Source organism: Methylobrevis pamukkalensis, assembly GCF_001720135.1.
In the GTDB taxonomy this organism is placed as follows: Bacteria; Pseudomonadota; Alphaproteobacteria; order Rhizobiales; family Pleomorphomonadaceae; genus Methylobrevis; species Methylobrevis pamukkalensis.
The window spans coordinates 1-11,667 of sequence record NZ_MCRJ01000128.1 but is presented as its reverse complement, the minus strand read 5'-3'; the positions used below and the strand labels follow the sequence as shown (position 1 = coordinate 11,667).

17 protein-coding genes are annotated in these 11,667 nt (G+C 65.4%); all 17 read left to right on the top strand.

Features of this window, described 5'->3' with window-relative positions; translation table 11 throughout:
* A partial coding sequence (locus A6302_RS23150; protein WP_169833616.1) for a hypothetical protein occupies positions 1–256 on the top strand: 256 nt, incomplete at its 5' end.
* Between the two features lie 174 nt (positions 257–430).
* A complete protein-coding gene (locus A6302_RS17360) occupies positions 431–1,657 on the top strand; it encodes a phage portal protein (RefSeq protein ID WP_069308100.1) in 1,227 nt (408 codons plus the stop codon).
* The gene (locus A6302_RS17355) at positions 1,650–1,985 is read left to right on the top strand and encodes a gene transfer agent family protein (protein WP_069308099.1); all 336 of its coding nucleotides are present in this window, start codon (positions 1,650–1,652) and stop codon (positions 1,983–1,985) included. Before A6302_RS17360 ends, A6302_RS17355 begins: the two co-directional genes overlap by 8 nt.
* Positions 1,975–2,493: an HK97 family phage prohead protease gene (locus tag A6302_RS17350; protein ID WP_069308098.1), complete on the top strand. Its 519-nt coding sequence runs from the start codon at positions 1,975–1,977 to the stop codon at positions 2,491–2,493. Before A6302_RS17355 ends, A6302_RS17350 begins: the two co-directional genes overlap by 11 nt.
* A 4-nt stretch (positions 2,494–2,497) precedes the next feature.
* Complete coding sequence (locus tag A6302_RS17345; RefSeq protein WP_069308097.1) at positions 2,498–3,685, top strand: phage major capsid protein; 1,188 nt, start codon at positions 2,498–2,500, stop codon at positions 3,683–3,685.
* A gap of 13 nt (positions 3,686–3,698) precedes the next feature.
* Positions 3,699–4,106: a hypothetical protein gene (locus A6302_RS17340; RefSeq protein ID WP_069308096.1), complete on the top strand. Its 408-nt coding sequence runs from the start codon at positions 3,699–3,701 to the stop codon at positions 4,104–4,106.
* Between the two features lie 12 nt (positions 4,107–4,118).
* The gene (locus A6302_RS17335) at positions 4,119–4,583 is read left to right on the top strand and encodes a hypothetical protein (protein ID WP_069308095.1); all 465 of its coding nucleotides are present in this window, start codon (positions 4,119–4,121) and stop codon (positions 4,581–4,583) included.
* Entirely contained in the window at positions 4,583–5,137 is a 555-nt protein-coding gene (locus tag A6302_RS17330) for a hypothetical protein (protein WP_069308094.1), read from the top strand. Before A6302_RS17335 ends, A6302_RS17330 begins: the two co-directional genes overlap by 1 nt.
* Positions 5,138–5,315: 178 nt before the next feature.
* Positions 5,316–5,681 carry an HNH endonuclease gene (locus A6302_RS21545; protein WP_083255867.1) on the top strand — a complete coding sequence of 122 codons (366 nt, stop codon included), beginning with the start codon at positions 5,316–5,318 and terminating at the stop codon, positions 5,679–5,681.
* A gap of 1 nt (position 5,682) precedes the next feature.
* Positions 5,683–6,000 (top strand): head-tail connector protein, encoded by a 318-nt coding sequence (locus tag A6302_RS17325; protein ID WP_069308093.1) that lies wholly within the window; start codon positions 5,683–5,685, stop codon positions 5,998–6,000.
* Positions 5,997–6,389: an HK97-gp10 family putative phage morphogenesis protein gene (locus A6302_RS17320; RefSeq protein WP_069308092.1), complete on the top strand. Its 393-nt coding sequence runs from the start codon at positions 5,997–5,999 to the stop codon at positions 6,387–6,389. Before A6302_RS17325 ends, A6302_RS17320 begins: the two co-directional genes overlap by 4 nt.
* The gene (locus A6302_RS17315) at positions 6,311–6,799 is read left to right on the top strand and encodes a DUF3168 domain-containing protein (RefSeq protein WP_083255865.1); all 489 of its coding nucleotides are present in this window, start codon (positions 6,311–6,313) and stop codon (positions 6,797–6,799) included. The genes A6302_RS17320 and A6302_RS17315 overlap by 79 nt, the downstream gene beginning before the upstream one ends.
* Positions 6,799–7,119, top strand: a complete 321-nt coding sequence (locus A6302_RS17310; RefSeq protein WP_069308090.1) for a phage head closure protein — start codon at positions 6,799–6,801, stop codon at positions 7,117–7,119. The genes A6302_RS17315 and A6302_RS17310 overlap by 1 nt, the downstream gene beginning before the upstream one ends.
* Complete coding sequence (locus tag A6302_RS17305) at positions 7,116–7,514, top strand: phage terminase small subunit P27 family (protein ID WP_069308089.1); 399 nt, start codon at positions 7,116–7,118, stop codon at positions 7,512–7,514. Before A6302_RS17310 ends, A6302_RS17305 begins: the two co-directional genes overlap by 4 nt.
* A complete protein-coding gene (locus tag A6302_RS17300) occupies positions 7,489–9,087 on the top strand; it encodes a terminase large subunit (RefSeq protein WP_069308088.1) in 1,599 nt (532 codons plus the stop codon). The genes A6302_RS17305 and A6302_RS17300 overlap by 26 nt, the downstream gene beginning before the upstream one ends.
* An 8-nt stretch (positions 9,088–9,095) precedes the next feature.
* Positions 9,096–10,667 carry a D-alanyl-D-alanine carboxypeptidase family protein gene (locus A6302_RS17295; protein ID WP_083255864.1) on the top strand — a complete coding sequence of 524 codons (1,572 nt, stop codon included), beginning with the start codon at positions 9,096–9,098 and terminating at the stop codon, positions 10,665–10,667.
* Positions 10,664–11,539, top strand: coding sequence for a phage tail tape measure protein (locus A6302_RS17290; protein ID WP_069308086.1), 876 nt, complete (start codon positions 10,664–10,666; stop codon positions 11,537–11,539). Before A6302_RS17295 ends, A6302_RS17290 begins: the two co-directional genes overlap by 4 nt.
* Positions 11,540–11,667 lie beyond the last annotated feature (128 nt).

Sequence of the window (11,667 nt, the reverse complement as noted above, 5' to 3'; positions counted from 1 at the left end):
GGACAAGCTGCGGCAGGGATACCGGACAGCCGGGCAGATACGCGCCGCAGTGTGGGGAATTGACGAGGCGGGCATAATCGAGGGCGATCGGCACGTCTTCCACAAGTCGCTCATGGCGCTTGTCCGTCGCGGCCTCGTCGACATGCTCGATTTGCCGGAGACGAGCCGCGCAATCGAGCTTTTCCCGCGCTCGGCGGCGAGGACGACCCCTTTGCGGCTGTTTCGCATCGCCCTGCCACGCGAAACCGAGCACTAGGGGGGGGGCGTCGACCGACTTTTGAAGATCACGAGGAGACCGCGCGTCCTCAATCGCGCGTGATTTTCCAGAAATGGGCTTTCCGGGAGCGGGCTTTCCCGCCATAGACATGTTTATACTAGATTGAATTAGTTTATTCTATTCGCAGAACATGGCGTCGCGCACTATAGCGACATGAGTTTCTGGAATCCATTCCGAAGATCTTCCCCGAACGTCGAGACGCGCGACGCAACGCTCGCAAGTCCCGATGCCGCGCTGTTCGAAATCTTCGGCAGCATCGTCACGGCGGCCGGCGAGGCTGTTTCCCCGGAAACCGCGATGCGCTGCACGGCTGTTCGGTGCGCCGTCGAGACCATCGCCGAGACGATCGGACAGCTTCCCGTGCACGTGTACGCCCGCGATGCGTCCGGAGCCAAGGAACGCGCGCCGGATCATCCCGCATACCGGCTGCTCCACGACGAGGCGAACGACTGGACGCCCGCGCCGGCCATGTTCGAACAGATCACGCGGGATGCGCTGCTCTACGGCAACGGCTTCCTGTACATCAACCGCGTTGACGGCGCCCCGTTCGAGTTGCTGCGGATCGCGCCGAAGGCGATGACCGTCGAGGTGGACAGCGTCACCGGGGAACCGGTCTATCGGTCGAACACGTCCCCGGCGCGGACCTATGACCGGGGCGACCTGATCCATATTCGGGCGCCATCGTGTGACGGCATCCGGGGCGAAAGCCCCGTCATGGCCTGCCGGGAGGCGATCGGCCTTGCCCTCGTCATGGAAAAATACGCGGGCAAGCTGTTCGGCAACGGCGCCCGGCCGTCTGGCGTTCTCAAGTTTCCGAAGGTGCTCGGCGATGCCGCAGCGTCCCGGATCGTTGCCTCTTGGAAGGCGGCGCACTCCGGCGGCGAGAACGCGGGCCGAACGGCGCTTATCGAGGACGGCGGCGAATTCCAGTCGATCGCCCTTTCGAGTGTCGACGCGCAATTCCTCGAAATGCGGCATTTCGCAATCGAGGAGATTGCCCGCGTCTTCCGCGTGCCGCCTCATCTGCTGTTTGAGCTTGGCCGGGCGACATGGGGCAACGCCTCGGAAATGGGCGCGGCCTTCTTGACCTATTCGTTGATGCGCTGGCTGAAGGTCTGGCAAGGCGAGCTTCGGCTGAAGCTGTTCACGCCGGACGAGCGGCGGACGTACTTCCCCGAATTCCTTGTCGACGACCTGCTCCGGGCTGACCTCGCCGCCCGCGCCGACGCTTACGGCAAGCTGATCGCCGCCCGCGTGCTGAACCCGAACGAAGCCCGCGCGATGGAGAACCGTCCGCCCTATGCCGGCGGCGACGTCTTCGCCAACCCCAACACCACGGCCGGCGCTGCCGCCGATACCGGAGGCAACCCCGATGCATGACGCTCCTGCGCACATTGCCTTCCTCGGCGACGCGGAACGCACCTTCGCCCTTCCGGTGCCGATGATCGTTGCCCTCGAAAAGGCAACCGGACACGGGATCGGCACGCTCGCCGCTCGCCTGTTTCAGGGCGTGTTCTCGTGGGCCGACCTCGTCGAGACAATCCGGCTTGGCCTGATCGGAGGCGGCACTGATCCGAAGGACGCGGCCGGGATCATCGACGCATGGGTGAACAACCGCCCGATTGCCGAGACGCTGCCGCTTACCGTGGCGGTTCTCGAAACCTGCTATTTCGGCGCGCCGCAGGAGGTGGCCAGCGATGGCGCATGAACACCTAGACGCGCTTGAAGTCCGCTTCTCCTCGCCGGGAGAGGACGGCACGCTTGAGGGATACGCCGTCCGCTTCGACGTCGTCGACAGCTACCGGACGACCTTCGACCGCAGCGCCTTCGCTTGGGATGGCCGATCTGTCCCGCTGCTCTGGAGCCATGATCCGGGCAATGTGCTCGGCTCCGTCAAGTCGGTCGCGTCCGACGCTTCCGGCCTTCGGGTGCGGGGCAAGCTCAATCTCGAAATCCAGCGCGCTCGCGAAGTGCGGTCGATGCTGATCGCCGGGGACGTGTCCGGCTTCTCTATCGGCTTCCGGCGCCTCAAGGACGAAAGCCGCTCCGGCGGCGTGCGGCACATCACGAAAGCCGACCTCGTCGAAGTCTCCCTCGTCGCAATCCCGTCCGTTCCCGGATCGAACGTGACGTCGATCCGAACCGGCCAGCCGTCCACGGGCGCGGCGGCCTTCGTCCATGCGCTCCGGCGCTGCGCCCTGACTCTGAAAGGCTGACCACATGAAGCACGACCATATCGAGACCCGATCGGCGATCCCCGTCGAGACCCGCAACGACCCGCCCGGCGATGGCGTTGACCTTGCTGCGGCTGCTGCCGCCGTCGAGGAAATGCGCTCCGGTGTCGAGGCGCTGCGCACCGAACGCACTGCCGCCGAGGAGCGGCTTGCCGGCGACGTCCGCACCCTCACCAGCCGGCTCGGCACGATCGAGGCGCGGCTGAACCGTCCCGGCACCGGGCAGGAGACCCGCGAGGAACCTGCCGCCGAGCGGCGCGCCTTCGGGACGTATCTCCGGCTCGGCAATCAGACGCCGGCCGACGAGATCCGAACCCTCACGGTGTCGAGCGATCCGCAGGCCGGCTATCTGGCCCCGGCCGAAATGTCGTCGGAATTCATCCGCGACCTCGTCGAATTCTCGCCGATCCGGCAGTTTGCCAGCGTCCGCACCACGGGCGCGCCGAGCGTGAAGTATCCGAAGCGTACCGGCATCACGTCGGCACAGTGGGAAGGCGAAGACGAGGAATCGGCAGAATCGACTGTCTCTTTCGGACAGGTTGAAGTCGTGGTGCACAAGCTCACGACCTACGTCGATATCTCGAATGAGCTTCTGTCCGACAGCGGCGGCGCGGCCGAAGCCGAAGTGCGCCTCGCACTTGCCGAGGACTTCGGACAGAAGGAAGCCGTCGCCTTCGTCGAGGGAACAGGCGTGAAGCAGCCGGAAGGCTTCATGTCGAATGCCGGCATCGGCCACACCGTCAACGGCTCGGCGTCCGCGCTTTCGGCCGACAAGCTGATCGACCTGCTCTATGCGCTTCCTGCGGCCTACCGGAATGCTTCCGGCGCCGCATGGGCGATGAACGGGACGACCCTCGCCGCCGTGCGCAAGCTCAAGGACGGCCAGAACAATTACCTCTGGCAGCCGAGCTATCAGGCCGGCCAGCCGGAAACGATCCTCGGCAAGCCGGTGGTCGAAATGGTCGACCTGCCGGACATCGCGGACGGCGCCTATCCGATCATCTTCGGCGACTGGTCGGCCTATCGGATCGTCGATCGCCTCGCGCTTTCGGTCCTGTCCGATCCGTATACGCAGGCGCGCCGTGGCGTGACCCGCATTCATGCAACCCGCCGCGTCGGCGGCCGGGTGCTCCAGGCTGCCCGCTTCCGCAAGCTCAAGACTGCGACCTCGTAAGGAGAAAACCCCCATGCGTGACCTCTACAGCAACGTCGGCATCCGGGCGGTAATCGCTCCCGTGGTCGTCGGCGACAACACCGCCACAGTTGGCACAGTGATCGACCGCGCCGGCTTCGAATCCGTGACCTACCTCATTGCGACCGGAACGCTCGCCGATGCCGATGCCACATTCGCGGTGCTTCTGGAGGAGAGCGACGCCAGCGGCTCCGGCTTTGCCGCCGTCGATGACGTCCACCTTCTCGGCACCGAAGCCGATGCGGGCTTCACCTTCGCCGACGACGGCGAGGTGCGGAAGCTCGGATATCGCGGCCTCAAACGCTACACCCGCCTGACGATCACGCCGACCGGCAACTCCGGTTCCGCGCCGATTGCCGCCCTCGCCGTGCTTGGCCATCCGGCCGACGCGCCGGTCAGCTAAGGAGATCCGACCATGACCGACACCGCAGTAGGGGCGAAATTCTACATCGGCCCCGTGAGCACCGCCGCGACGGCGGAAGCCTTCGAAGCCCTGTCCTTCGCCGAAGTGGCAGGCGTCGAGGACATCGCCGAATTCGGCGACACGTTCTCGGATTCGACCTTCACGCCGCTGGCGACAGGCCGGACGCAGCACCGCAAGGGCGCCGTCGATGGCGGCGCCTTCGACATCGTCGTCGATCTGATGGAGACCGGCGCCGGCCTCGACGCACTGATCGTCGCTTCGAAGTCCCGAAGCGGCAACTACGCGATGAAGGTCGAGCTTGACGACGAGCCGAGCGGCGGCACACCGACAACCTTCTATTGGCTCGGAAGGGTCATGTCGAACCGGCGCAACATCGGCAACGCCGACAACGTCATGCGGCGAACCTTTTCGATCGCGGTCAATTCGGACGTGATCGAAGTCGAGGCGGCGGCCTGATGAACATGCAACCGGGCTCCTTCACGGTCTATGCGGGAAGTCAGATTGCCCGGCTTGCGCCGACGCTCGGCTTTGCGCTGTTCGTCGAGGAGAGGCCGGGCGGTGCTCCTGCCCTTCTCGCCGAGTTGCGGGATGGGCAGATCACGGCTGTTCTCGACGTCATCGACCATTTCGACGACGTGATCGGAAGACGTTTCAGCGCATCGGATCTTGCCGAAATCGGCCCGCGCGTCATCGACCTCGTTCTCGGCATCTTCACGGCCGACGACGGCGAGGCCCCGGCGACGGGCAAGGGCGGCGGCGCAACCGTCACTCATGCCGAGCATCTGGCGTGGTCCTTCCGGGCGGCAACCGGCTGGCTTGGCTGGACCCCGGCCGAAGCCTACGCCGCGACGATCCCGGAAATCCGGCAGGCGTATCGAGGCCGTGTCGACATGCTCGGCGCGATCTTCGGCGGCGGCGAGGAGCGGCCCGACGTTCCGATCGAAAAGAAGTGGCGCGCCACATTTACCGCGCTCGGCACCAAAAAGGTTCCGCCCGCGCGACTGAGATAGGGGGGCGGGAGAGTAGGGCGCTCGCCGCGTCCGGCAACGATATCGACCTCGCCGCCCCCCACTTCCAATGTAGGCGCCAAGGTCGAAACGGCGAGAACCCGCGACCGGCTTCGCGGCCCCCTTGAGCACGAGCGGGGGAAGGGCTTCGGCCCATGCCGACCTACAACAGGAAGCGACCATGCCGCGACAGGCGCCGAGGATTTGCGGATGCGGTCTCAAGATCGCGCACGGCGAGCGTTGCCCTTGCCAGCGCCGGCAGGACGACGCGCGCCGGAAGCGGGCAGATGCGGCCCGGCCGTCGTCGGCCAGGCGCGGCTATGACAGCAAGTGGCGGACGGAAACCGCGACGTTTCTAGCCCGGCCGGAGAACCGGCTTTGCGCCTGCGGCTGCGGACAGGCGGCCGACATGGTCGACCACGTGATCGCGCACAAGGGCGACAAGCGGCTGTTTTGGAGCCGCGCGAATTGGCAACCGATGAACCGGCGGTGCAACAGTCGCAAGGCCGCAGCAACAGAAGGCGGATTCGGAAATCCGAGAATGTGACATGCGGACAAGCATTTCTGACGGCGACATTCAAGAATATCTCAACCTTGAGGCCGACGAATACGGCGGCGCTGGCGTCTATCTTCCTGCCCTCAAGGCGGCGGCAACCTCCCATATCGAGGCGCAAATCGGGAAGACGCTGCAAAGCTTCGTTGACGACGAAGGCGAAATCCCCGGCGGACTGTACACGGCAGCCCTGATGCTGATCGGCCATCTTTACGAAAACCGGGAGGCGTCGATTGTCGGTGTCTCGATTGGCGCTGTTCCCTTCGGCTTCGACGACCTCGTGCGACCCTATCGGACATGGGTGTTCGCATGAGCCTCGAAAGCCTCAAGCGGCGCCTCGCCGCGATCCCCGTCGAAGTCCGGCAGGCCGTGGCCCCGATCATCGAAGCCGAGGCGTCCCGCATGGTGGCGACGGCGCGGCGGTTTGCACCGGACGGCGACGGCGACCTCGATGCGTCGATCCGCAAGGAAGACGGCGCGCACCAGATGCAAACGCTTGTGAGGGCGGGTGGATCGTCAACGACCCGGCCCGTCCGCGACGGCGCTTCCGCCACTTATGACTATTCCCATGCCAACGAGTGGGGGACGGCCGACATGCCGGCGAACCCCTTCTTCTATCCGGCATGGCGCCTCACGAAAAAGAAGGCTTCGGCGGCAATCCGGCGGGCGATGCGCAAGGCGATCCGAGGGGGCAAGCGATGACCGAAGCATCCCTTGCCGTGCAAAAGGCGATCGGCGACCGGCTCGCCGCCGCTGCCGAGGTGACGGCCATCGTCCCGGCCGGGGACATCGCAGACCGTGGCGGCCGACCCGCCCGCTTCCCGTCGATCACGATCGGCGACGCCCAGGCACTGGACGCCGGGCTCGACTTGAAGCGGCGGCATGTCATCGTCGCCGCGACCCTTCACCTATGGCTCGCCGAGCCCGGCCTTGCCCGCGTGAAGGCGCTTGCCGGCGCCGTCAAGCGCGCCCTGCGGCCCCGGTTCACAACGTCGGACGGCTATCAGATCGCCGACCTCAAGGTCGAAGGCGTCCGCTTCCTTCGCGATCCGGACGGGCAGCACAGTCACGGCGTTGTCGACGTCGAGGCGCTGGTGAAGGAACCGACCTGATGCGCGCCGGCCGGCTGACACACCCAATCACGATTTGGCGTCGATCCGAGGAGCTTGACGAGTATCGGACACCGATCGAGGGATGCACGAATATCGTCATGACGCGGGCCGAAGTCGTTCAATGCTCGGCGCAAGACTTCATCAATAGCGCCGGCCACACTGCCGAACAAAGCATCGTGTTCCGAATCCGATACCGTTCCGACGTGCGGACAGAGAACGTCGTCCGGTGCAACGGCATCGATCATGAAATCATGGAAATCAAAGAAATCGGGCGGCGCAAGGCGCTTGAGCTTCGATGCGTGACGAGGGACTTCGGATGAAGGGAACGAAACCGCATCTGATCGTCGACAATTCAGGCGTGAAGCGCGCCCCGGCGGCGCCGTCATGGCTTTCCGACGAGGCTAAGGCCGAATGGCGCCGCGTGGTCCCCGTGCTTGTGCAGCGGCAAATCCTCACGGTCGCGGACCTCGGCGGGCTGGAAAACTACTGCATCGCGATCGGCCTTGTTCGCCAGATGGAAGCGAAAATCCAGATCGAAGGCGCGGTGATCGACAGCGGCAACGGCGCCCGCAAGAACCCGGCCGTTGCTATCCAGGCCGACGCCATCAACCGCGCCCGGCTCCTCGCCGCCGAGCTTGGGCTTACACCCGTGTCGCGGTCGCGTCCGTCGATCCGAACCGAGGAAGACAATGGCGATTCCGACTTGGGCTTCTGATGACAGTGAGATCCCGGACCCGCACGGCTATGGCGAAAGGGCGGTGCGGTTTCTTCGCGCGCTGCGGCATCCCAAGTCGCGGGCGGCAAAGCGCGCGTTTCAGCTTCCGCGCTGGCAAGAGAGGATCGTCCGCAAGATCTATGGCCCGTGTCACGAGGACGGCCGGCGGATCGCCCGCAACGTCGTGATCCTGCTGCCGCGTGGCAACCGCAAAACCTCCCTCGGCGCGGCCCTGTCCCTGCTGCACCTGTTCGGCCCGGAGCGGATCGACGGCGGCCAAGTCAACCTCGCCGCAGCCGACCGCAAACAGGCGCGGATTGCCTTCGACGAGGCCGTAAGCATCTGCCGGCAGGATCGCAAGATCACGGCTGCCGTCGAGTTTCAGGACTACAAAAACCGCGTGACCTTCCCGAAGGCCGGGACCGTGCTTGAGGCCCTGTCATCGGACGCCGGGACGCAGCACGGTCGCACACCTAGCTTTTCCCTCGTCGACGAGTTGCACGCTTGGCCGAAGCGGGAGCTTTGGGACGTCATCCGTACCGGCCTTGTGAAGACGGCCGGATCACTCCTCGTCGTCATCACCACGGCCGGGCGCGGACAGGAGAACATCGCGCACGACATCATCGATTACGCGCGGAAGGTGTCGCGCGGCGAGATCGACGACCCGGCGACGCTGCCGGTCCTGTTCGAGGCCGACCCGAATGCCGATTGGCGCGATGAAGACCTATGGCGGCAGGTGAACCCCGGCCTCGCCGATGGCTTCCCCGACATCGAAGGGCTTCGCCAGCTTGCCCGCGAAGCCGAGAACCGGCCGTCCGACCGCGATGCCTTCCGGCAATTGCATCTCAACATGTGGCTGGATCACTCGTCGTCGCCCTTCGTCGACATGGCCGTTTACGATCGCGGCGCCGAGCCGATCGACGTTGCCGCCCTCGCCGGCCGGCCATGCTGGATCGGTGTCGACATGAGCACGACCACGGACCTAACGGCGGTTGTCGCCGCCTTCCGCGACGAGGACGACGGTTACACGGTGCTGCCGTTTTTCTTCTGTCCGGCCGACAACCTTCGCGCCCGCGCCGACCGCGACGGCGTCCCTTATCCGCGATGGGCAGAGGCCGGCCACATGATCCCAACGCCGGGCAACGCCGTGGACTATCGCACCGTCGAGGCGAAGATCCGCGACCTTTGCGACCGCTTCGACGTGAGGGAAATCGCCTTCGACCGCGCCTATGCGATGCCGGTCATGTCGCCGCTTCTCGACGACGATTTCCCCGTGACGACGCTGCAACTCGGATGGGTGACGCAATCCCCGGCGCTCAACGAGCTTGAACGCGCAATCGTGACCGGAACCTTTCGCCACGGCGGACAGCCGGTGCTCCGGTGGTGCTTTCAGAACGTCGCAATCCAGACCGACCCGGCCGGAAATCGCACGATGCACAAGGGCAAGAGCACCGACCGCATCGACGGCGCCTTTGCAACGTGGATGGCGGTTTCCCGTGCGCAGGCCGGGGACAGCGGCCGATCGATCTACTCCGACGAGGCATCCCGCCCGGCCGGACTTCTCTTTGCGTGAGGTGAACCATGGCCCGCTCGGAACGTGACGAGCTGATAGTTGCCCTTGAGGCCCGCGTCTCGGGTTTCGAGCGTGAAATGTCCAAGGCGACGAAGACGGCAGATCGCCGATACAAGGAATTGACGGCCGGTTCCTCCCGTGCGGCAAAGCGGATGGAGACCGACTTCGCCGGCTCGGCGACCCGGATCAACTCGACGCTCGCCGGCCTCGGCACGCGGATGAAGACGGCCGGCGCCGGCATGCCTGCGGCCTTCGCGGGCGGCCTTCTCGGCGGCATCGGCGTTGGCGCGCTTTCCGAGCTTCCCCGCGTCTTCGCCGATATCACGCGCGGCCTTGCCAACATGAAAGCCGAAGCGGCAAGGGCTGGTCTCGGCGTCGAGGAATTCCAGGCGCTCGAATATGCGGCGAGCAAGTCGAAAGTATCGATCGACGCCATTGTCGACGGCATGAAAGAGCTTCAACTGCGGGCCGACGAGTATATCGTCACCGGCTCCGGATCGGCCTCGGAAGCTTTCCAGCGCCTCGGCTTCACGGCGGATCAACTCAAGGACCGGCTCAAAGACCCGTCCGCGCTTCTCCTCGAAATCGTCGAGCGTGTCCGCGATCTGGACAAGGCGGCGCAAATTCGCGTCTTCGACGAGTTGTTCGGCGGCACGGGCGGCGAGCAATTCTTGCAGATGATCGGACAGGGATCGGAAGGGATTCGCGACCTCATGAATGAGGCGCGGTCGGCCGGCCTCATCATTCAATCCGACATCATCGACAAGGCCGCAGAGATCGACGCGAAATTCGAGCAGCTATCGCGCACGATCGGCGTCACGTTCAAGTCGGCCATCGTGACGGCGGCCGACGCCATGGGCGACCTCATGGCCCTGATGCCGGATTGGTCAACGGGGCAAGGCCCGATGACAAAGGCCGGCGACCTTGCCGGGCGCCTCGCCGGCAGCGCGATCACCGGGCGGGGCGACCTGCCGGAAGGTGGTGCAGCCGGCGCCCGCGACCTTCTCCGGCAGCGGCTTGGACAGGGCTTCGACCCCGGATTTTTCTACCGTGACGACGTGATCCACAAGATGGGTGCGAGCTTCGGACCCGGTTCCAGGATGTCGACGACGGACGCGACGGCGTTGCTCCAGAAGCAGCTAGCCGGCGGGCGATCGGCTTCGGCCGTCACCGGCATGAAGTCGGATTTTGCCAACTCGCTTGCACTCATGATCGCCTCGGCGCCGGAGGCGGTGCGCTCGGCAACGTCCATCTCGTCGGGCTTCCGAAGCTTTCAGAAGCAAGCCGAGCTTTGGGATGCCGCAGTCAAGAAATACGGCAGCGAAGACGCCGCCCGGAAGTGGGTGGCACCGCCCGGCAAGTCGATGCACAACGCGGGCAACGCGGCGGATCTGGCATTCGGCACCGACGACGCCCGCAAGTGGTTTCACGAGAACGCGGGCAGCTATGGCCTGTCCTTCCCGATGGCGCACGAGCTTGGCACATTGAGGATGCCGGCGCGCGGGCATCGCAGAACGACGCGGATTTCCGGCAGCAGTACGAAGCCGGGCAGAAACAGGCCGGCGACTATGATGCGTTGATCGCGGCCGGCAACGAATGGATTGCAGCGCAACAGGCCGAACAGGCGGCGCTCGGAATGACGGCGCTCCAGGTGGCGCGGCTCCGGCATGAACAGGAGCTTTTCAACGCGGCCCGAAGCGCGGGCATTGCCCTATCGCCGCAGCAGCAGGCCGAGCTTGGCGCCCTCGCCGGCAAGATGGCCGAGGTGGAGATCGCGGCACAGTCGGCAGCGACGAGTCAGCAGGCTTTCGACGACGCCATGTCGTCCCTCGAAGACTATGGCGTTGGCGTCGTTCAGTCCCTCGTCGATGGCACGTTCGAATGGCGCGATGCCCTTCGCGCGCTGGTCCCGGTCATAATCAACGTGATCGGCAAGCTCGCCGAGGCCGGCAGCTTCCAAGGCATGTCCATTGGCGGCGGTGGCGGCGGTGGTCTCCTCGGCGGACTGTTCTCGGCAGTCGGCAGCCTGTTCGGCGGCATGTTCGGCGGTGGCGGTGGTGTCCCCTTGCCGCCTGTCCGTCCGACCTTCGCGCGCGGCGGCATCATGACCCCGAACGGCCCGGCGATCCTGCCGCGCTATGCGTCGGGCGGCGTGGCGCGCTCGGCTGCGATCTTCGGCGAGGCCGGTCCCGAAGCGGCGGTGCCTCTGCCGGACGGGCGATCGATCCCGGTTTCCTTCCGTCTGCCGAGCAAGCCGGCCGGCGCGCGGCCTAACGGCATGGTCGTGAACAACATCACGGGCGGCTCACTGACAATCGAGGGCAACGTCACGGACGACACAATGCCGAAGCTCCAGGCCGAGCTTGACCGGCGAGAGGCCGCGCTGAAACGTGAAATCCAGCGGAATTTTGGGGCAATGCAAGCCGGCTACAACATGAACAGGAGAATGTGATCACGGCCATTTAACGAGAAAAGCCCCACCTCCCGGCAGGGCTTTTCCGAACACACGACAGCCTCGCAAGCTTGTTATCGCCGACGCGAGGCCCGCTGCCCCCGATTAAGAGGCAGTCTCCAAGCCCG